Below are 19,313 nucleotides of genomic sequence, written 5' to 3' on the forward strand. Positions count from 1 at the left end.
GCTACTACCGTGAGATCAACTCCCAGAACCAGTCGGCTCTGGGAGAACTCGCCCTCCACTAAACCCGGGGCGATTCACTACCCAGCGCCCGAGCCGCTCCCAATCAGCGGGTGGGTCACCACCACGGCAGCGATGATGGCGACCGTCGCGACCACGAACGCGGTTTCCAACAGGGGCGGACGGCGACCGAAGGCGACGGCACGGATGACACGCACCAAAACGGCGACGCCAACGACCATGGCCACGATGAGGAGCACCCAACCGGCGACGAACAGGAGGGCGAAGCCCGCTTCTGCGCTCGGGCTGACGAACCCGATTGCGTCGCCGACGGCGAGTGACAGTCCGGCGCACGCGGCCAATGCGAGCGCCACTCCGGCTGCTACGGCAGTCGGTCGTCGATCGCGTCCGGTGGTCTCCATGCAACGAACGCTATTGGAGCCCCCGGCAACAGATCAATGACTCTTCGGGGCGGGTCTCCATACCCGTCAGTGGTCAAACAGGAAGCGGAACTCCACCGGATTGCGTCACGGATAAGCATCACAGCCCCTCGATCGGCGACCCTAGAGCACGAGCGGAACAGTGAACCCGCCCGAGAAGAGCACGGCACCGAGCCCGACAACCGCCAGCCCCACGAGCACGATGTACGAGAGAGTGCGCACCCACCCCCACGACTGCCTGGCCCGAGCAGCGAGAATCAAACCCAACGTCGGCACGATCATGAGACCGCCGAACAGCCACGCAGGAGCGACGCGGACATCGGGAGCAGGACACGGATTCGCGAGCGCACACAGCGTCGGAATGCTCTGAGCCAGCCACATGAGCACCCACGTCGCCAGCAGAATGACGATCGCTGGCAGCATCCTTGCTGACAGACTCAAACGTCGTGCTTCACGAAGCTCCACATCGCCACTTTGGCAGAAGTGAAGCGAACAGGACTACACGTTGAATCTGAACTCCACGACGTCTCCGTCCTGCATGACGTAGTCCTTGCCTTCCATGCGCGCCTTGCCGCGAGCCCGGGCCTCTGCCACTGACCCGGCATCGACGAGGTCGTCGAACGAGATCACCTCGGCCTTGATGAAGCCGCGCTCGAAATCGGTGTGGATCACGCCCGCCGCCTGCGGTGCCTTCCAGCCCTTGCCGATCGTCCACGCGCGGGCCTCCTTCGGCCCGGCGGTGAGGTACGTCTGCAGGCCCAGGGTGTCGAAGCCGACTCGGGCGAGCTGGTCGAGCCCGCTCTCGTCCTGCCCGGTCGAGGCGAGCAGCTCGGCGGCATCCGCCTCGTCGAGGTCGATCAGCTCGCTCTCGAGCTTCGCGTCGAGGAACACGGCCTTCGCCGGCGCCACGAGGGCCTCGAGCTCCGCCTTCTTCGCGACATCCGTCAGCACCGCCTCATCGACATTGAAGACGAAGATGACCGGTTTGGCGGTGAGCAGGCCGAGTTCGCGGATCGGCTCGATGTCGAGGCCGGATGCCGAGAGCAGTCGCCCGGCATTGAGCTCCTCGACGGCGCGCTGTGCCGTGTCGAGCACCACCGGATCGAGCTTCTTGCCGCGCACCTCTTTCTCGTAGCGCGCAATCGCCTTCTCGAGCGTCTGCAGGTCGGCGAGGATCAGCTCGGTGTTGATCGTCTCCATGTCGCTGGCCGGGTTGACCGCGCCGTCGACGTGCACCACATCGCTGTCGCTGAAGCCCCGGATCACCTGCGCGATCGCGTCGGCTTCGCGGATGTTCGCGAGGAACTTGTTGCCGAGCCCTTCTCCCTCGCTCGCGCCCTTCACGATGCCGGCGATGTCGACGAACGACACCGGCGCGGGCAGGATCCGCTCGCTGCCGAAGATCTCGGCGAGCTTGGTGAGCCGCTCATCGGGCAGGTTCACCACGCCCACGTTCGGCTCGATCGTGGCGAACGGATAGTTCGCCGCGAGCACGGTGTTCTTGGTGAGCGCGTTGAAGAGGGTGGACTTGCCGACGTTGGGCAGGCCGACGATGCCGATAGTGAGAGCCACGGAGGTCAAGGGTACCGTGCGGGTGCGGCGCAACCGCTTGGAGCGACGCGTGCACCCGGGCTGTGATCGCTGAGCAGGATGCTGCGCCGCAGGGATGCGTTGGTGCCGGTGCGCCGGACACCCGGTGTCGCAGGGGCGTGAAACGATCAGGTCGTGCCACTCGACTTCACCGCCATCGACTTCGAAACCGCGAACAATCACTCGGCCTCGGCGTGCTCGGTGGGACTGGTGCGGGTGCGCGGCGGAGAGATCGTGGAACGGGCCGGCTGGTTGATCAAGCCGCCCGTGGGGTACGACGTCTTCTCCGAGTGGAACACCCGCATCCACGGAATCACTGCTGCCGATGTGTCGTCAGCCGCAGGCTGGCTCGACCAGTTGCCGCTGCTCCTCGATTTCATCGGCGACGACACCGTCGTCGCACACAACGCGGGCTTTGACATGAAGGTGCTCGGCGCCGCGTGCTCGGCAGTCGGTGCCGAGGTGCCGCTGCTCCGCTATGCGTGCTCGCTGCAACTCGCGCGAAAGACCTATCACCTCGACTCGTACCGGTTGCCGGTGGTTGCGATGGCTGCCGGGTTCGAAGACTTCAGCCATCACGATGCGCTCGAAGACGCGCTCGCGTGCGCATCGATCGTCGTCCACGCGGCGGCACGGCACGGGGCCGAATCGATGGAGACCCTTGCCGAACTGGCGGGTCTCCGACTCTCACAACTCATGGTGGCGACGGCCGCCTGACGCAAGCAGCGGCCAGCGCAGACAGCGGCCGGCTCAGCCGTTCTGCGGGAATCCCAAGTTGATGCCGCCGTGCGATGGGTCGAGCCATCGACTGGTGACTGCTTTCTCCCGCGTGAAGAAGTTCACCGCTTCGGGGCCGTACGCCTTGGCGCTGCCGAACAGCGAGTCCTTCCACCCTCCGAACGAGAAGTGGCCAACAGGCACTGGAATCGGCACGTTGATGCCGATCATGCCCACTTGCACGTCGCGCTGGAAGCGTCTCGCAGCGCCACCGTCGTTCGTGAAGATCGCTGTGCCATTGCCGTAGCGGCTCCCGTTGATGAGCTCGAGCCCTTCGTCGTATGAGTCGACACGGACCACGGAGAGCACCGGTCCGAAGATCTCGTCCTGGTACACGCGCGATGTGGTCGGCACGTTGTCGATGAGGGTTGGCCCGAGCCAGAATCCGTCAGCGTCGCCATCGGCCTCGACGCGTCGGCCGTCGACCACGACGGCGGCCCCGTCTTCAGCCGCGACATCGAGGTACGCCGCCACCTTGTCGCGGTGCTCGCGGGTGATGAGTGGGCCCATATCGCAACCGCGCGTGCCGTCGCCGACGGCGAGCGACCGCATCCGGTCGGAGATCTTCTCGATCAGCTCGTCGGCGACCGGCTCCACCGCCACGACGACGCTGATGGCCATGCAGCGCTCCCCCGCCGAGCCGAAGCCGGCGTTCACGGCGGCGTCGGCGGTGAGCTCGAGATCAGCGTCGGGCAGCACCAGCATGTGGTTCTTCGCCCCACCAAGGGCCTGCACGCGCTTGCCGTGCGCCGACGCGGTCTCGTAGATGTACTTGGCGATCGGGGTGGAGCCGACGAACGAGATGCTCGCGACGTCAGGATGCTGGAGCAGCGCGTCGACTGCGACCTTGTCGCCGTGCACCACATTGAGCACGCCGTCCGGCAAGCCCGCCTCGCGCATGAGGGACGCCATCCAGTTCGCAGCTGAGGGGTCCTTCTCGCTCGGCTTCAGCACGACCGTGTCGCCAGCGGCGATCGCGATCGGGAAGAACCACAGCGGCACCATCGCCGGAAAGTTGAACGGGCTGATGATGCCCACGACCCCGAGCGGCTGACGGAGGGAGTAGACGTCGACGCCTGTCGACACGTTCTCGCTGAACTCGCCCTTCGCGTGCGTTGCCATGCCGCAGGCGAACTCGACCACCTCCAGCCCGCGGGCGACCTCACCGAGCGCGTCGGCGAGCACCTTGCCGTGCTCTGCGGTGAGGATCGCGGCGAGCTCTTCCTTGCGCTGGTTGAGCAGCTCGCGGAATGCGAACATCACCTGTTGGCGCTTGGCCCACGACGTTCCTGCCCACTGCGGGAAGGCCGTTCGGGCCGCCTGCACAGCGGCGTCGACGTCGTCGGCATTCGCGAGCCGCACGTTGCGGGCCACCGTGCCCAGCGCCGGGTTGTACACAGGGCCGGTGCGCGTCGATTCGCCGCTGAAGGGCGCGCCGGCGACCCAGTGGTCAAGGGTGGTGGTGACGAGGCCAGGGCTGTCCTCGCGTTCAAGGATGCTCATGGCGCCCACGATACGCGCGCGCCGCGGCTGCGGCAGATGGAGTTTCCCCCTGGTCGGCAACGGCATTCCTGGAGCTCCGTCTTCGCCGGGGCGGGCTTCTTAGCGGGTCGGCCAGGAATGTCGGATGCCGCTGCGACACTGCTGGCATGGACGTTCTCGCACTGCTCCTCGGCCTTGTCATCGGTGTCGTGCTCGGCGGCCTGCTCGCCGTGCTCATGCTGCGCCGCCGCGCGGGCGACGATGCGCGCGGCGAGAATCTCGACGTGCTTCGCGCTCGACACGAGGTGGAGCTGACCACCGTGCGCGCCGAGGAGCAACGCTCCCGCTCAGCGCTCGAGACCGAGCTCGCCTCCGTGCAGGCGACCGCTGACGCGCTCAGCCGGCAGGTCGCCGAACTGCAGCAGCAGCAGCGTGAGCTCATCGAGCGCCACCGCGCCGAGCAAGCGGCACAGGCCGAGCGCGAGCGCGCAGAGAGCAAGGTGCTCCAAGCCCTCGCGCCGGTGCGCGACACGCTGCAGCACATGCAGCGAAAGGTCGCCGACCTCGAGACTCAACGCTCGGAACAGTACGGCTCGCTGTCAGAGCAGCTGAAGCAGTCGCAGCTCGCCGACGAGCAGTTGCGCGCGACGACGGAATACCTGGCGAGCGCGCTGCGCTCGAACAGCACGCGAGGGGTCTGGGGCGAGACGCAATTGCGGCGCGTCGTCGAGGCGGCGGGCCTCACGCAGTACGTCGACTTCGACACGCAGCACAGCATCACCACGGATGCCGGAGCCGGCCGTCCCGACATGGTCGTGCGGCTGCCCGGGCACAAGGCGATCGCCATCGACGCGAAGGTGCCGCTCGAGCACTACATCGAGGCGAGCCAGATTCCGGTCACCGCTTCTGGCGAGGAAGGCGCCCGCCGCAAGCAACTCATCGACCGCCATGTGAAAGCGCTGCGCGCCCACGTCGACGCACTGTCGAAGAAGACCTACTGGGAAGGCCTCTCGGCGAGCCCCGAGTTCGTCATCGCTTTCATCCCCAGCGAGTCGCTGCTCTCAGCCGCGCTCGAGGCCGATCCGGCACTGCTCGACTACGCGTTCGGCAAACGCGTAGCACTCGCATCACCGGTCAACCTCTGGGCGGTGCTCAAGACCGTGGCATTCACCTGGCAGCAGCAGGCCGTGACCGACGAGGCGAAGAAGCTCTTCGATCTCGGCAACACGCTGTACCAGCGACTCGGCACCCTCGCCGGTCATGCAGACGGGCTTCGGCGCGCGATCGAGCGCACCGTCGACAGTTACAACAAGTTCGCGAACTCGCTGGAGACCCGCGTACTCGTGACCGCCCGGCAGTTCCCCGGCATCGACCAGACGAAGCTGATCGAGGAGGCGTCGGTGATCCAAGAATCCCCGAGAAGGCTCACGGCCGGCGAGCTCACGGAACTCACGGAACTCACCGAGCTCAATGAACTCAGCGAAATCGAGTCACTCGTCGAGCCACTTGGAGACGAGGTGGTCGGCACCGATGCGGCGGATCGTGCCCGAGCGTGAGCGAAGCACGACGCTCTCGGTGTGGATGACCGGGCCCTTGCGCCGCACCCCGGCGACGAGCTCGCCGTCGGTAACGCCCGTGGCCACGAAGAACGTGTTGTCGCCACGGACGAGTTCCTCACCCTCGTACACGTGGTCGAACTTCAGGCCGGCATCGATGCCGCGCTGCTTTTCGTCGTCGTCGGTGGGAGCCAGCCGGCCCTGAATGAAGCCGCCCAGCGCCTTGATCGCCGCTGCGGTCGCGACGCCCTCGGGGCTGCCGCCCACCCCGACGCACATGTCGATGCGCGTTCCATATCGCGCCGCGTTGATGCCGCCCGCCACGTCGCCATCGAGCATGAGCAGCGTCGCCGCTCCCGCGCTGCGGATCTCGTCGATCAACTGCGCGTGCCGTGGACGGTCGAGCACCGCCACATTCAGATCGGCCACGTCGCGGCCCTGCGCTTTCGCGAGTGCCCGCAGGTTCTCGCCGATGGGCTTGCGGATATCCACCACGCCTCGTCCTTCGGCGCCGGTCACGATCTTCTCCATGTAGAACACCGCGGACGCGTCGAGCATGGTTCCGCGGTCGGATACCGCGAGCATCGAGATCGCGTTCTGCCGACCGGCGGCAGTGAGCGAGGTGCCGTCGATCGGGTCGACCGCGATGTCGCATGCGGGCCCGCGGCCGGTGCCGACGTGCTCGCCGTTGAAGAGCATCGGCGCCTCGTCCTTCTCGCCCTCGCCGATGACGACGAGACCGTCGAAGTCGACGGTCCCGAGGAACTTGCGCATCGCGTCGACTGCGGCCCCATCGGCGGCGATCTTGTCGCCCCGACCGATGAAGGGCCAGGCGCGGATTGCCGCGGCCTCGGTGGCCCTCACAAGCTCCAGGGCCAAGTTGCGATCGGGCTGTTCCAATGAAGCAGCGCTCACCTGTGCGTCCTCCTGCTGGGTCGGTCTCGGGGCCGCTGGCTGGCGTTCGCCAGGTGGTAGGCAGCGTCCGTTCAGCCTAGCGAACCACCGGATCGGTCGCGGGCGGCGGGCTGACATCGAGGCGGCATCCGGGCGTCTCCGGCCAGGTCGGCACCACGGCGTGGCGTTGTCGCTGCGCATCAATAGACTCGAAGGCGTCATCCCCTCGACGCCGAAGGAGAACCCATGCCTATCGCCACGCCCGATCAGTACGCGGAGATGCTCGACAAGGCGAAGCGCACCGGATTCGCATTCCCGGCCGTCAACGTCTCGTCGTCGCAGACCATCAACGCCGCGCTGCAGGGCCTCGCCGAGGCCGAATCCGACGGCATCATCCAGGTGACGACCGGTGGCGCCGACTACTTCGCGGGCCAGAGCGTGAAGGCGCGCGCGTCAGGCGCGCTGGCCTTCGCCGCGTTCGTGACCGAAGTCGCGAAGAACTACCCGATCACCGTGGCGCTGCACACCGACCACTGCCCCAAGGACGCGCTCGACGGCTTCGTCATGCCGCTCATCGCCGCTTCCGAAGAAGAGGTGCGCGCCGGTCGCAACCCGATCTTCCAGTCCCACATGTGGGACGGCTCGGCAGTGCCGCTCAAGGAGAACCTCGACATCGCCAAGGACATGCTGAAGCGCACCCGCGCGATCAACGCCGTGCTCGAAGTCGAGATCGGTGTCGTCGGCGGTGAGGAAGACGGCGTCAGCCATGCCATCAACGAACACCTGTACACCACCCTCGACGACGCGATCGAGACCGTCGAGGCGCTCGGCTTCGGCGAGCAGGGCCGGTACATGGCCGCGCTGACGTTCGGCAACGTCCACGGCGTCTACAAGCCGGGCAATGTGAAGCTCCGTCCCTCGCTCCTCAAGGAGATCCAAGACGGCCTCGCAGAGAAGTACGGCACCGGCCCGAAGCCGCTCGACCTCGTGTTCCACGGCGGCTCGGGTTCGAGCGACGCCGAGGTCGCCGAGGCGGTCGCGAACGGCGTCATCAAGATGAACATCGACACCGACACGCAGTACGCGTTCACGCGCTCGATCGCCGACACGATGTTCCGCAACTATGACGGCGTGCTCAAGGTCGATGGCGAGGTGGGCAACAAGAAGGTGTACGACCCTCGCTCATGGGGCAAGCTCGCCGAGAAGGCCATGGCAGCACGCGTCGCCGAGGCCACACGCCAGCTCGGTTCAGCCGGCCAGAAGATCTGACGGACGACTCCTCCACCGGCGCTGGGGCGTGAGCGAACGCGCCCCAGGCCCCTGGCTCCGCTCCGAGCGGTCGATCGGCCGGTGACCGATACCGTCATCCGGCGGGTGGTGAGGGTGCTGGCGTCATCGAGGGCACATCCGTCGCCATGACGACTGTCAGCATCACGGCGAGCGCGATGAACGCGACGAATGCGCCGACGACCGGCACCCACCAGGCGAGACGCCCGGCACGGATGCGGGTGAGGGTGAGCGCGAAGGTCGCCACCCAGATGACCGCTTGCACGATGACGATCGCGACACCCATGGCCGAAGCCAGTTCCGGGTTGTCGAACGGGCCGGCACCGAGCTGTTCGTACGCCATGTTCAGCGTCGATTGCAGCGCGAGGTAGGCGGGCGCAGAACTCACTACGTTGAGGAAGCCGAGGGCGAGCAGCACGTAGGCGACGAAGCGATCCGCTCGGCGGTTGCGCTCGCTGCGCTCGTTCGGTGCGAGAGGCACCATGCCCGGCAGCGGCGGCGCCGGTTGCTTCGCGGGAGTGGCCGCGCGCCACGCTGACTTCGAGCCCGCGGGCGGAGTGGGACGCGCGTGCCCTCCAGCATCCTTCTCATGCTGGTCGGCTGTGCCCCGTCGGCGAGCCTGTTCGTCAGGAGTGGCGAACGCGCCGAACTCCGGTCGCCGAGCCGCGTCGTCGGGCTCGTTGCCTTCCGACCGCTGCTCGCTCACGAGAGTTGCTTGTCGCGTACGCGGCCGCCGAGACCGCGTTCATCGGTCGCGCCGCTCTTCGTCTTGCGAAGCTCCTTCGGCAGCGAGAACATCAGGTCTTCCTCAGCGGTGACGACCGGCTCGACGTCGACGTAGCCGGCATCCGCGAGATCACGAAGCACTTCCTGCACGAGCACCTCGGGCACCGAGGCGCCGCTCGTGACACCCACGGTTGCGACACCGTCGAGCCACTCCTGCTGGATCTCGTGCGCATAGTCGATGCGATACGCCGCCTTCGCGCCGTGGTCGAGCGCCACTTCCACCAGGCGCACGCTGTTGGAGCTATTGGCCGAGCCGACCACGATCACCAAGTCGGCATCGCGGGCGACCTTCTTGATCGCCACCTGGCGGTTCTGGGTCGCGTAGCAGATGTCATCGCTCGGCGGGTCCTGCAGCTTCGGGAAGCGCTTCCGCAGACGGCGAACCGTCTCCATCGTCTCGTCGACGCTGAGCGTGGTCTGCGACAGCCACACCAGGTGGTCGGGGTTCTTGACCTCGACGGTGTCGGCTTCGTCAGGGTTGTTCACGAGGGTCGTGCGCTCGGGCGCGTGGCCCATCGTGCCCTCGACCTCTTCATGCCCGGCATGGCCGATGAGCAGGATCTCGTAGTCCTGCTTGGCGAAGCGCACCGCCTCACGGTGCACCTTCGTCACGAGGGGGCACGTCGCGTCGATGGCATGCAATCCCCGATCGGATGCCGACTGCACGACCATCGGTGAGACGCCGTGCGCACTGAACACCACGTTCGCGCCCTCGGGCACCTCGTCGACCTCGTCGACGAAGATCGCGCCTTGCTGCTCGAGCGTCGACACGACGTGGATGTTGTGCACGATCTGCTTGCGCACGTACACCGGCGCACCGTATTGCTCCAGCGCCTTCTCGACGGCGATGACCGCTCGATCGACTCCTGCACAATAGCCGCGCGGGGCGGCGAGAAGCACCCGCTTCGGGGCGCCGACCGGCTCGTCGCGTAGCCTGTTACGCACCGCGGGAATCCGCGGTGTTCCGAGGCTGACGGCGTTGCCGTTGGTGATCTGGCTCACGCCCACCATCCTAGGCATGGGCACCTGAGCGCATGAGGAGAGCCGTTGTCCGCACCAGTGCCATCGACCTTCGAGCAGCCATGGTCTGTCGGGTTCCTCTCGAACCAGATCAAGGGCTGGATCGACAGGCTCGGCACCGCGTGGGTCGAAGGCGAGCTGACGCAGTGGGGCGTCTCGGGCGGCAACGTCTACGGCAAGCTCAAAGACCTCGAGGCCGACGCGACGGTCTCGTTCACTCTCTGGTCGTCGACCCGCGCGAAGCTCACCGAAGACTTCAAGCAGGGCGACCGGGTGATCGCACTCGTCAAGCCCAATTGGTGGGTCAAGGGCGGCTCGCTCACGATGCAGGTGCTGCAGTTGCGACACGTCGGGCTGGGCGACCTGCTCGAGCGCATCGAGCGCTTGAAGCGGCAATTGCAGTCGGAGGGTCTCTTCGACCCGGCCCGCAAGCGCCCGCTCCCCTTCCTTCCGAACCTCATCGGGCTCATCACCGGCAAGGACTCGGATGCCGAGAAGGATGTGCTGCGGAATGCCCACCTCCGCTGGCCCTCCGTGCAGTTCCGCGTCGTGCACGCGGCGGTGCAGGGAGACCGCTGCGTGAGCGAGGTGGCATCCGCGATCCGGAGACTCGATGCAGACCCGGAGGTCGACGTCATCATCGTGGCCCGCGGCGGAGGCGACTTCCAGAACCTGCTCGGCTTCAGCGATGAGACGGTGGTGCGGGCAGCGGCGGAAGCGACGACGCCGATCGTGTCGGCGATCGGGCACGAAGCCGACCGGCCGCTGCTCGACGAGGTCGCCGATCTGCGCGCGTCGACTCCGACCGATGCCGCGAAGCGCGTCGTGCCCGATGTCGCCGAGGAGCTCTCGCGCATCCAGCAGGCGCGCGCCAGGATGCGTTCGCGCGTCACCTCATTCGTCGGCCACGAGATCGACCGCATCGGGCAGCTGCGGTCACGACCGGCCCTCGCATCCCACACCTGGCTGGTCGACTCGCGAGCCGAGGAGCTCACCCGGCTGGTGGCCCGAGGAACCGAGCTCATCGACTATCGCGTCGACCGTGCTGCCCAGCAGTTGGCCGATCTGCGTTCCCATCTCAGAGCGCTCAGTCCGAAACGCACTCTGGAGCGCGGCTACGCCATCGTGCAGGGTCCGGACGGCCGCGCGCTCCGCCATGTCGCCGAGGCACCGGTCGGCACCGCGCTGCGCGTCACCGTGAGCGACGGAAGGCTGCACGCGACCGTCGATGCCGTTGACAGCGCCGATCGTTAGGATTGACCGCGTGGCAACCGACGACCGTGACGTGGCAGAGCTGAGCTACGAAGATGCGCGCGACGAGCTCGTGCGCGTCGTCACCGAACTCGAGCAGGGCTCCGCCACGCTCGAGCAGTCCCTGTCGCTCTGGGAGCGCGGCGAGGCACTCGCCAACCGCTGCGAGGAATGGCTGATCGGCGCCAAGGAGCGTCTCGACGCGGCGCGCGCCGCCGAGTGAACCAGTGAGCGCCAAGCAGCGTCCGCAACAGCCGAACATCGTCGCCGAGCTCGGCAGGCCGGAGACCCCCGAGGAGACTGCCGCGCGCAAGGCAGAGCGGTCGCGCCTCCACCGCGCAGCTCAGACGCCGCGCAACCTCATCGCGGCGACACTCGCCTCGTTCGGCATCGTGCTGGTCCTCGTGCTGGTGGTTGCGCGACCGAATGTCGCGCATCACCCATCGGTCGACTACCAGGCTGTCGCGGCTGCGGCCTCGCCCGCGGTCGAAGCACTGCCCGATGCTCCCCCTGCCCTGGTCGTTCCTGAGACACCGCCGGGGTGGAGCGCGAACCGAGCCGAGCTCGTGCAGGGCAGCAACCGCGACGCGCGCATCTGGTACCTGGGGCTCATCACCGCCGATGACGACTACATCGCTGTGCAACAGACCATTGGCGAAGACGAGACGTGGCTCGCGGCGACGATCGGCAAGACGCTCGCCACCGGCACCGAGAGGATCGCGGGCCTCGAGTGGACCGTTATCGACCGTCGCGGCCAGCGCGACACCGGCAACTTCGAGTACGTCATGTGGACCGAGACCGATTCGGGCCCGCTCGTATTGAACGGCACGGCTTCAGACGGCGAGTTCAAGGCGATCGCTGAGCAAGCGGGCCGCCAACTCAGCGGCTGACACGCCCGCCGGTTCGGCAGCGCGTCGCTGGGCCGGCACTGACACGGAGCACCGCACACTCAGCACCAGGCACCAGCACCAGCACCAGCACCGAGAGCTCCACAAAGCACCAAGCAACAGAGCACCAGCGTTCGACCCCACACCAACATCGAAGGAGCCTGATGGCCGCGAAGACCGCGACACAGACGACGATGACGCCGGCAGCAGCATGGAACGAGTTGCTCAGCGGCAACGACCGATTCGTGAGCGGCAAGCCGCGGCATCCGCACCAGGACTCCGAACGACGTGACGAGCTCGGCAACAAGCAGGAGCCCATCGCCGCGCTCTTCGGCTGCAGCGACTCGCGCCTCGCGGCCGAGATCATCTTCGACCTCGGTCTCGGCGATCTCTTCGTCATCAGAAACGCCGGCCAGGTGCTCGGCGACTCAGTGCTCGGCTCGATCGAGTACGCCGTCGCGATCCTCAAGGTGCCGCTCATCATCGTGCTCGGCCACGACCAGTGCGGCGCGGTCGCTGCGGCGATCGCTTCGGCCGGTGCGGATGCGGCACCGCTGCCCCCGCACATCGCGCAGCTCATCGACCCGATCGTTCCCGCCGTACGTCGAGTCGCGAAGAACTCAGCGCTCCCGGTCGCACGCGTCGACGCGCAGGAGGTCGGCAGGGAGCACCTTAAGGACACGGTGCGCGAACTGCTCGAGCGATCGCCATTGATCGCCGATGCAGTCGCCGCCGGTACGCTGGCCGTGGCAGCCGTGAACTACCGGCTGGTCGAGGGTCGCGCGGTCCCCCACTTCGTCGTCGGCGAGATCGACGCGTCAACCCCTGAGCAGGAGAAGGAAGCAGAGCAGTGAGCACTTCGGCGCAGACCGAGTACCGCATCGAGCACGACACCATGGGCGAGGTCCGGGTTCCGGCCTCCGCGCTGTATCGCGCACAGACCCAGCGTGCCGTCGAGAACTTCCCGATCTCGGGCAGCGGGCTCGAGCCCGCCCAGATCGTCGCGCTGGCACGCGTGAAGCGGGCCGCCGCGATCGTGAACGGCGAGCTCGGCATCATCAAGCCCGAGGTGTCGAAGGCGATCGTCGCCGCAGCCGACACCATCATCAACGGATCGCACCACGACCAGTTCCCGGTCGACACCTACCAGACCGGTTCGGGCACCTCGTCGAACATGAACATGAACGAGGTGCTGTCGACGCTCGCGACCGAGATCGCCGGCGCGACCGTGCACCCGAACGACCACGTGAACGCCTCGCAGTCGTCGAACGACGTGTTCCCTACCTCGGTGCACGTGGCCGTCACCGACGCACTGCTGCGCGACCTGGTTCCCGCGCTCGAGCACCTCGCAGAGTCCTTCGAAGAGAAGGCCGAGCTCTGGAAGGATGCCGTCAAGGCCGGCCGCACCCACCTCATGGACGCCACTCCGGTCACCCTGGGCCAGGAGTTCGGCGGCTACGCGCGCCAGGTGCGACTGGGCATCGAGCGCGTGCAGAGCACCATCGCCCGCGTGGCCGAGGTGCCCCTCGGTGGCACGGCGACCGGCACCGGCATCAACACGCCGCTCGGCTTCCCGCAGAAGGTGATCGCGGTGCTGGCCGAGAACTCGGGCCTGCCGATCACCGAGGCCGAGGACCACTTCGAGGCGCAGGGTGCTCGCGACGGCCTGGTCGAGGCATCCGGCGCGCTCCGCACCATCGCGGTCTCGCTCACGAAGATCAACAACGACCTCCGCTGGATGGGCTCGGGACCGAACACCGGCCTCGCCGAGCTGCACATCCCCGACCTGCAGCCCGGCTCGTCGATCATGCCCGGCAAGGTGAACCCGGTCGTCCCCGAGGCAGTGCTCATGGTGTGCGCACGAGTCATCGGCAACGACGCGACCATCGCCTGGGCGGGCGCCTCGGGTTCGTTCGAACTCAACGTCGCGATCCCGGTCATGGGCACCGCGCTGCTCGAGTCGATCCGTCTGCTCGCGAACTCGAGCCGCGTGCTCGCTGACAAGACCGTGAAGGGCCTCGAGGCGAACCTCGACCGCGCCCGCGCCATGGCCGAGTCGTCGCCGTCGATCGTGACGCCGCTGAACAAGATCATCGGCTACGAGAACGCCGCGAAGATCGCCAAGCACTCGGTCGCGAAGGGAATCACGGTTCGCGAGGCGACGATCGAGCTCGGCTTCGTCGAGCGCGGCGAGATCACGGAGGAGCAGCTCGACTCGGCACTCGATGTGCTGAGCATGACGCACCCCAGCTGACCTCACACCACAGCTGACCTCACCCCAGACGAGGGGCGGATGCCACAGCATCCGCCCCTCGTCTCGTTTCACCCCCAATGGCCCGCGAGACTACGCAAATGAGCACTCCGCAACGGGGCTGCTGGTCATTCGCGTAGTCTCGCGGCTCGTGCCAGGAGTCAGCGGGCTGGGGCACCGCCTTCGAGCAAGTCGGTCACGAGGGCGGCGATCGCGCTGCGCTCAGACCTGGTGAGCGTGATGTGTGCGAAGAGCGGGTGCCCCTTGAGCGCTTCGATCACCGAGTGGATGCCGTCGTGGCGCCCGACGCGCAGGTTGTCGCGCTGCGCGACATCGTGCGTGAGCACCACGCGCGAGTTCTGCCCGATTCGGCTGAGCATCGTCAGCAGCACGTTGCGTTCGAGCGATTGCGCCTCGTCGACGATCACGAACGCGTCGTGCAGCGAGCGTCCGCGGATGTGCGTGAGCGGCAGCACCTCGAGGATGCCGCGCTCCACGACCTCATCCAGTACGTTCTCGCTGACCACCGCCCCGAGGGTGTCGAACACGGCCTGCGCCCACGGGTTCATCTTCTCGGCATGGTCTCCGGGCAGGTAGCCGAGTTCTTGCCCCCCGACCGCGTACAGCGGCCGGAAGACCATGATCTTGCGGTGCTGCTGACGCTCAAGCACTGCCTCGAGCCCTGCGCAGAGCGCAAGCGCCGACTTGCCAGTGCCAGCGCGACCGCCGATGGAGAGGATGCCGATCTCGGGGTCGAGCAGCAGGTCGATCGCGAGCCGCTGCTCAGCCGACCGTCCGTGCAGCCCGAACACGTCGCGATCACCTCGCACGAGCGAGATCGCGCCGCCGTGCGCGACGCGGCCGAGCGCCGAGCCACGCTCGGACTGCAGCACGAGCCCCGTGTTGACCGGCAGCTCGGCGGCTGCGGGCACCTCGAGTCGTTCGTGCTCGTACAGGCCGGCCATCTCGTCGCCGCTGAGCGAGAGTTCCGCCTGCCCCGTCCACCCGGAGTCGACTGCCTGCTCGGCCCGGTACTCCTCGGCGGCGAGCCCGATCGACGCTGCCTTGACACGCATCGGCATGTCTTTCGACACCACGGTCACGGCGAGTCCGTCGCCGGCGAGGTTCATGGCGACCGCCAGGATGCGCGAGTCGTTGTCGCCGAGCTGCAATCCGCTCGGCAGCACCGCCTGGTTCGAGTGGTTCAGTTCCACCCGGATCGAACCGCCGAGCTCGCCGACCGGAATCGGGAAGTCGAGCCGTTCGTGCTGCACGCGCAGCTCATCGAGATTGCGAAGGGCGCGCCTGGCGAAGTACCCGAGCTCCGGGTCGTGCCGTTTGCCCTCGAGTTCGGCGATCACGACGACCGGCAGCACGACCGCGTGCTCCGCGAAGCGGAACATCGCATCGGGATCGCTCAGCAGCACCGAAGTATCGAGCACGTAGGTTCGCTCGGTCGTACGGGCGTTCGGCTTCCCCGCCGTTCCCGTCTGCCGTTGGGGGGTGTTGGTGTCGACCATGGCCACTCCATCCCCGGGCGCGATCCACCCGGATCCAGTCTCGTGACGGCCGTCGGTCGCGGAACGATCGTGTGGCCGTCCCGACCAGGCGCGGCGCCTGATGGCTTGAAACTACGTGGCGCGACCGCGCTCGTCCCTGCGCGACACACCGCTGAACGGTGACGGTCAGGTGAACGGCACGATGCGGAGCCGAGCACGCCAAGCGCGCCGAGCGGAGAGGCGTGCCGGATGCCGCGGCGCGACGCCCCGGAACTACGACCCGTAGCGCCGGTCGCGGCCGCCGTAGTCGCGCAGCGCCCGGAGGAAGTCGATCTCGCGCAGGTCAGGGCCGAGCGCCTCCATAAAGTACAGCTCGCTGTGCGCGCTCTGCCACAGCATGAAGTCGCTCAGCCGCTGCTCGCCGGAGGTGCGGATGATCAGATCGAGCTCCGGCTGGCCGCTCGTGTAGAGGTGCTCGCCGATGTTCTCCGGGGTGAGGAGCTCGCCGAGGTCGTCGAGGGTGCCGCCCTGCGCGCTGTGCTCGTCGATGATGCTGTGCACAGCATCCGAGATCTCGCGCCGACCGCCGTAGCCGACCGCCAAGTTCACGTGGAGCCCGCGGTTGCCGGCGGTGCGAGCCTCAGCCGCCTCGAGCGCCTCGACCAGCGGTGTGGGCAGTCCCTCCGCTCGGCCGACGTGCTTGATCCGCCAATCTCTTGTGCGCGACAACTCGTCAGCAAGGTCGCCGATGATGTCGAACAGTTGGCGGAGCTCCTCGGGATCGCGGTGCGACAGATTGTCGCTCGACAGCAGATACAGCGTCGCCACCTTGATACCGAGCTCGTCGCACCACGACAGGAATTCGCGCACCTTCTCGGCGCCCGCGCGGTGCCCGTGCGCAGCGGTCTCGAGCAGTCGCTGCTTCGCCCATCGCCTGTTGCCGTCAATGATCATCGCGACGTGGCGCGGCAGCCTCAATCCGGCGAGTTCCCGGCGAAGACGGCGGGAGTACAGGCCGTAAAGGAAACCGCGACCCACAGCCGACCTGCGATTCTGCACGGTGCCACGTTATCGGAATCGCTCACAGCTTGCCGTTGCACACCGCTCGTATCATGGCGAAATGGCGCGACCGGAATCGACCTCCCCCTCCGGCCTCGACGAGGGCGTTGAGGGGCTCGAGATGCCCAAGCTCCCCCTGCTCGACGACTCGGTCGAGCATCACGCGCAACCACCGACCGAGGTGAAGCCGACGTGGCGTGGCTGGATCCACGCAGGCATCCTCCCCGTGGTCATCGCCTGCGGCGTCGTACTGGTCGTACTGGCAGATGGAGCCGCGGCGAAGTGGGGGTCCGCGGTGTTCTTCTCGGCATCGCTGCTGCTGTTCGGGTTGTCAGCGACGTACCACCGCTTCGACTGGAAGCCACGCGCGAAGCGCATTCTGAAGCGCATCGACCACGCGAACATCATGCTGCTCATCGCGGGCACGTACACGCCGATCTCGCTGCTGGCGCTTCCGCCGTCGAAGGGCGTCGTGCTGCTCATCGCCGTGTGGACGGGCGCCCTGCTCGGCATCGGGTTCCGAATGTTCTGGCTCAACGCGCCCCGCTGGATCTACGTTCCGCTCTACCTCCTGCTCGGATGGGCAGCGGTCATGTACCTCTACGACCTCATGCTCGCGAATGTCGCCATGATGGTGCTCGTCATCGCCGGTGGTCTGCTGTACTCGGTCGGTGCCGTGGTGTACGCGCTGAAGCGTCCGAACCCCGTGCCGGGCGTCTTCGGCTTCCACGAGATCTTCCACATCTTCACGGTGCTGGCGTTCCTCTGCCACTGGACCGCGATTCTGCTGATCGCGATCCATCCGCCGCTGTTCCAGTAGGCAACCGCGCGACTGCGCGGCCGCGGCCGCGCACCCCTGAGGGCGCGGAAGCCGCTGAAGCTCGGTACTAGGGACGCGTCGGCGGCTCGTCGTCGGATGCCGCGGCATCCGCACCGCCGAGCTCATCGTCCCCTGCGAGCGGGCCTGCCTCACCCGCCTGCTCCGCCTCGTACTCGGCGCGGAGCCTCTCGCGGATCTCGGCGCGCTGGTTGGTGCGACGCACTCGGCGCGCCATGTCGACGATGAGCAGTACGACGGCCGCCATGACCGCGAAGGTGACGAGGAAGCCGATCACACCCGGAGTGACGTCTTCTTCTCGCACCTCGGCGAACAGCACGGTCGCAGTGAGCGGGCTCATGCCTGCTCCTCCTCGTCATCGATGCCCGCGAACAGGTCGCTCTCGGGCAGGTCGGAGTGCACGCGCGAGTGCGCGAGCTCGTAGTCCTCGGTCGGCCACGCCTCGCGCAGCAGATGGTTCGGCCAGAAGAAGAAGGGGCTCTCGGGCGACACCTGGCTCGCGTGCGCCCGGAGCGCAGCATCCCTCGCCTCGAAGAACTCGCCGCACGGTACGCGCGTCGTGGCCGTGTCGACCCGTTCGCCGATCCACTCGATGATGCGGTGCAGCTCTGACGTGAGCGGCGAATCCGGCTCGCGCTCGAGCATCAGGTCGTACACCGCGCGAGCGCGCGAGGGGTTGAATGCGCGGTCGTAGTAGAACTTCTTGATCTCCCAGGGCTCGCCCGCCTCGGGGTAGGCACCGCTGTCGCCCGAGAGGTTCCACGCCGCCATCGCCACCTCGTGGGTGCGGATGTGGTCCGGATGCGGGTAGCCGCCGTTCTCGTCATAGCTGACGATCACGTGGGGGCGCACCTCGCGCACCAGGCGCACCAGCGGCTCGGCGGAGAGCTCGACCGGCACGGTCGCGAACGATCCGGGCGGAAGCGGTTCGTCTGGTCCCGGCAGCCCGCTGTCTTCGTAGCCGAGCCATCGGTGCTCGATCCCGAGAGCCTCTTGGGCTGCCCGCATCTCCTCCCGGCGCAGCCCACCCATGTCGCGCTCGGCCTGCGCTCTGGCCTGGTCGCCCAACTGCTCGTTCAGCACGCTCCCGCGCTCGCCCCCGGTGCAGCTCACCACGATGACCCGCGCTCCGCGGCTCGCATAGTACGCGCTCGTCGCCGCGCCCTTGCTCGACTCGTCGTCGGGATGCGCGTGGATGGCGAGCAATCGCAGGGTCACAGAACTCCTCAGCCAGTCGGAATAGCCTTGTTCAAGACTAATCGCGAGGAGTGTGCGTGACTGACCAGGCGTCGCGGCTGCAAGAACGGTACGGCCGAACGCCCGAAAGGGCGCAACGGGATCGACGGATGCTGTGGGTCTTCGGCGGCGCCGTGGCTCTCGTCTTCGTCGCGTGGGTCGTGTGGGCAGGGCTCCTCTCCCCCGGCGCCGAGATCGACTCGCGGACGACCGGCTACTCGGTGGACGAGAGCGCGAACGAGGTCGAAGTGCGCTGGCAGCTGACCGTCGAACCCGGTACGCCGGTGCAGTGCGCTGTGCAGGCGCTCAGCGAGTCGAAGAACATCGTCGGCTGGAAGATCGTCGACATCCCGGCATCCGACCGACATGTCAGGGCGTTCAGCGAGACGGTGCGCGTCATGCAGCCGGCGACGACAGGGTTGATCCACCACTGCTGGTCGCAGTAGAATGTGGCATTCACCAG

Annotated in this window: 21 protein-coding genes; 10 read left to right on the plus strand and 11 right to left on the minus strand. The window is 67.3% G+C overall.

Features of this window, described 5'->3' with window-relative positions; all coding sequences use genetic code 11:
- Positions 1-77: 77 nt before the first annotated feature.
- The 3 genes from QF206_RS10945 to ychF form a co-directional block, all read right to left on the minus strand.
- Positions 78-419 carry a hypothetical protein gene (locus tag QF206_RS10945; protein WP_281489276.1) on the minus strand — a complete coding sequence of 114 codons (342 nt, stop codon included), beginning with the start codon at positions 417-419 and terminating at the stop codon, positions 78-80.
- Between the two features lie 141 nt (positions 420-560).
- The gene (locus tag QF206_RS10950) at positions 561-860 is read right to left on the minus strand and encodes a hypothetical protein (protein WP_281489277.1); all 300 of its coding nucleotides are present in this window, start codon (positions 858-860) and stop codon (positions 561-563) included.
- Positions 861-935: 75 nt separating this feature from the next.
- Positions 936-2,009, minus strand: a complete 1,074-nt coding sequence (gene ychF, locus QF206_RS10955; RefSeq protein ID WP_281489278.1) for a redox-regulated ATPase YchF — start codon at positions 2,007-2,009, stop codon at positions 936-938.
- 153 nt (positions 2,010-2,162) lie between these two features.
- Here ychF and QF206_RS10960 point away from each other — a divergent pair, with 153 nt between their 5' ends.
- Positions 2,163-2,744, plus strand: coding sequence for a 3'-5' exonuclease (locus tag QF206_RS10960; RefSeq protein WP_281489279.1), 582 nt, complete (start codon positions 2,163-2,165; stop codon positions 2,742-2,744).
- Positions 2,745-2,777: 33 nt separating this feature from the next.
- Here the strand turns inward: QF206_RS10960 and QF206_RS10965 are convergent, their stop codons facing one another.
- Positions 2,778-4,307, minus strand: a complete 1,530-nt coding sequence (locus tag QF206_RS10965; protein WP_281489280.1) for a CoA-acylating methylmalonate-semialdehyde dehydrogenase — start codon at positions 4,305-4,307, stop codon at positions 2,778-2,780.
- Between the two features lie 146 nt (positions 4,308-4,453).
- Here QF206_RS10965 and QF206_RS10970 point away from each other — a divergent pair, with 146 nt between their 5' ends.
- The gene (locus tag QF206_RS10970; RefSeq protein ID WP_281489281.1) at positions 4,454-5,842 is read left to right on the plus strand and encodes a DNA recombination protein RmuC; all 1,389 of its coding nucleotides are present in this window, start codon (positions 4,454-4,456) and stop codon (positions 5,840-5,842) included.
- Here QF206_RS10970 and glpX read toward each other — a convergent pair.
- Positions 5,777-6,757 carry a class II fructose-bisphosphatase gene (gene glpX, locus QF206_RS10975; protein ID WP_281489282.1) on the minus strand — a complete coding sequence of 327 codons (981 nt, stop codon included), beginning with the start codon at positions 6,755-6,757 and terminating at the stop codon, positions 5,777-5,779. The two genes, QF206_RS10970 and glpX, sit on opposite strands and share 66 nt — an antisense overlap.
- Positions 6,758-6,982: 225 nt before the next feature.
- Between glpX and fbaA the strand changes: the two genes are divergently transcribed.
- Positions 6,983-8,005 (plus strand): class II fructose-bisphosphate aldolase, encoded by a 1,023-nt coding sequence (fbaA, locus tag QF206_RS10980; RefSeq protein WP_281489283.1) that lies wholly within the window; start codon positions 6,983-6,985, stop codon positions 8,003-8,005.
- A gap of 94 nt (positions 8,006-8,099) precedes the next feature.
- On the opposite strand, the gene QF206_RS10985 is transcribed toward fbaA, so the two are convergent.
- Both QF206_RS10985 and QF206_RS10990 read right to left on the minus strand, forming a co-directional pair.
- Positions 8,100-8,729 (minus strand): DUF6264 family protein, encoded by a 630-nt coding sequence (locus tag QF206_RS10985; protein ID WP_281489284.1) that lies wholly within the window; start codon positions 8,727-8,729, stop codon positions 8,100-8,102.
- Positions 8,726-9,820 carry a 4-hydroxy-3-methylbut-2-enyl diphosphate reductase gene (locus QF206_RS10990; protein ID WP_281489384.1) on the minus strand — a complete coding sequence of 365 codons (1,095 nt, stop codon included), beginning with the start codon at positions 9,818-9,820 and terminating at the stop codon, positions 8,726-8,728. Before QF206_RS10990 ends, QF206_RS10985 begins: the two co-directional genes overlap by 4 nt.
- Positions 9,821-9,856: 36 nt before the next feature.
- On the opposite strand from QF206_RS10990, the gene xseA reads away from it, so the two are divergent.
- The 5 genes from xseA to QF206_RS11015 all read left to right on the plus strand — a co-directional run bounded on the left by xseA (position 9,857) and on the right by QF206_RS11015 (position 14,221).
- Complete coding sequence (gene xseA, locus QF206_RS10995; protein ID WP_281489285.1) at positions 9,857-11,083, plus strand: exodeoxyribonuclease VII large subunit; 1,227 nt, start codon at positions 9,857-9,859, stop codon at positions 11,081-11,083.
- Positions 11,058-11,303 carry an exodeoxyribonuclease VII small subunit gene (locus QF206_RS11000; protein WP_281489286.1) on the plus strand — a complete coding sequence of 82 codons (246 nt, stop codon included), beginning with the start codon at positions 11,058-11,060 and terminating at the stop codon, positions 11,301-11,303. The genes xseA and QF206_RS11000 overlap by 26 nt, the downstream gene beginning before the upstream one ends.
- A gap of 4 nt (positions 11,304-11,307) precedes the next feature.
- Positions 11,308-11,970: a DUF4245 family protein gene (locus QF206_RS11005; RefSeq protein WP_281489287.1), complete on the plus strand. Its 663-nt coding sequence runs from the start codon at positions 11,308-11,310 to the stop codon at positions 11,968-11,970.
- A 161-nt stretch (positions 11,971-12,131) separates the two neighbouring features.
- Positions 12,132-12,821: a carbonic anhydrase gene (locus QF206_RS11010; protein ID WP_281489288.1), complete on the plus strand. Its 690-nt coding sequence runs from the start codon at positions 12,132-12,134 to the stop codon at positions 12,819-12,821.
- Positions 12,818-14,221 (plus strand): class II fumarate hydratase, encoded by a 1,404-nt coding sequence (locus QF206_RS11015; protein WP_281489289.1) that lies wholly within the window; start codon positions 12,818-12,820, stop codon positions 14,219-14,221. Before QF206_RS11010 ends, QF206_RS11015 begins: the two co-directional genes overlap by 4 nt.
- Positions 14,222-14,379: 158 nt before the next feature.
- Here the strand turns inward: QF206_RS11015 and QF206_RS11020 are convergent, their stop codons facing one another.
- Positions 14,380-15,738 (minus strand): RNA 5'-3' helicase PhoH2, encoded by a 1,359-nt coding sequence (locus QF206_RS11020; protein WP_281489290.1) that lies wholly within the window; start codon positions 15,736-15,738, stop codon positions 14,380-14,382.
- Positions 15,739-15,990: 252 nt separating this feature from the next.
- Positions 15,991-16,776 (minus strand): isoprenyl transferase, encoded by a 786-nt coding sequence (locus QF206_RS11025; RefSeq protein ID WP_281489291.1) that lies wholly within the window; start codon positions 16,774-16,776, stop codon positions 15,991-15,993.
- Between the two features lie 121 nt (positions 16,777-16,897).
- Here QF206_RS11025 and trhA point away from each other — a divergent pair, with 121 nt between their 5' ends.
- Positions 16,898-17,596, plus strand: coding sequence for a PAQR family membrane homeostasis protein TrhA (gene trhA / locus QF206_RS11030; protein ID WP_281489385.1), 699 nt, complete (start codon positions 16,898-16,900; stop codon positions 17,594-17,596).
- A gap of 67 nt (positions 17,597-17,663) precedes the next feature.
- Here the strand turns inward: trhA and QF206_RS11035 are convergent, their stop codons facing one another.
- Positions 17,664-17,954 carry a hypothetical protein gene (locus QF206_RS11035; RefSeq protein ID WP_281489292.1) on the minus strand — a complete coding sequence of 97 codons (291 nt, stop codon included), beginning with the start codon at positions 17,952-17,954 and terminating at the stop codon, positions 17,664-17,666.
- Positions 17,951-18,832, minus strand: a complete 882-nt coding sequence (mca, locus tag QF206_RS11040; RefSeq protein WP_281489293.1) for a mycothiol conjugate amidase Mca — start codon at positions 18,830-18,832, stop codon at positions 17,951-17,953. The genes QF206_RS11035 and mca overlap by 4 nt, the downstream gene beginning before the upstream one ends.
- Positions 18,833-18,888: 56 nt before the next feature.
- On the opposite strand from mca, the gene QF206_RS11045 reads away from it, so the two are divergent.
- Complete coding sequence (locus QF206_RS11045; RefSeq protein ID WP_281489294.1) at positions 18,889-19,296, plus strand: DUF4307 domain-containing protein; 408 nt, start codon at positions 18,889-18,891, stop codon at positions 19,294-19,296.
- The last annotated feature ends 17 nt before the right edge of the window (positions 19,297-19,313 follow it).

The organism is Ruicaihuangia caeni, assembly GCF_029952955.1.
GTDB lineage: Bacteria > Actinomycetota > Actinomycetes > Actinomycetales > Microbacteriaceae > Ruicaihuangia > Ruicaihuangia caeni.

What these genes read in the sequence shown, in the direction of transcription:
- QF206_RS11035 (WP_281489292.1), bottom strand. Translation starts at nt 17,954, where the DNA reads ATGAGCCCGCTCACTGCGACCGTGCTGTTCGCCGAGGTGCGAGAAGAA.
- QF206_RS11020 (WP_281489290.1), bottom strand. Translation starts at nt 15,738, where the DNA reads ATGGTCGACACCAACACCCCCCAACGGCAGACGGGAACGGCGGGGAAG.
- QF206_RS10965 (WP_281489280.1), bottom strand. Translation starts at nt 4,307, where the DNA reads ATGAGCATCCTTGAACGCGAGGACAGCCCTGGCCTCGTCACCACCACC.
- QF206_RS11010 (WP_281489288.1), top strand. Translation starts at nt 12,132, where the DNA reads ATGGCCGCGAAGACCGCGACACAGACGACGATGACGCCGGCAGCAGCA.
- QF206_RS10950 (WP_281489277.1), bottom strand. Translation starts at nt 860, where the DNA reads ATGCTGCCAGCGATCGTCATTCTGCTGGCGACGTGGGTGCTCATGTGG.
- fbaA (WP_281489283.1), top strand. Translation starts at nt 6,983, where the DNA reads ATGCCTATCGCCACGCCCGATCAGTACGCGGAGATGCTCGACAAGGCG.
- QF206_RS10945 (WP_281489276.1), bottom strand. Translation starts at nt 419, where the DNA reads ATGGAGACCACCGGACGCGATCGACGACCGACTGCCGTAGCAGCCGGA.
- trhA (WP_281489385.1), top strand. Translation starts at nt 16,898, where the DNA reads ATGCCCAAGCTCCCCCTGCTCGACGACTCGGTCGAGCATCACGCGCAA.
- QF206_RS11000 (WP_281489286.1), top strand. Translation starts at nt 11,058, where the DNA reads ATGCCGTTGACAGCGCCGATCGTTAGGATTGACCGCGTGGCAACCGAC.
- QF206_RS10990 (WP_281489384.1), bottom strand. Translation starts at nt 9,820, where the DNA reads ATGGTGGGCGTGAGCCAGATCACCAACGGCAACGCCGTCAGCCTCGGA.
- QF206_RS10970 (WP_281489281.1), top strand. Translation starts at nt 4,454, where the DNA reads ATGGACGTTCTCGCACTGCTCCTCGGCCTTGTCATCGGTGTCGTGCTC.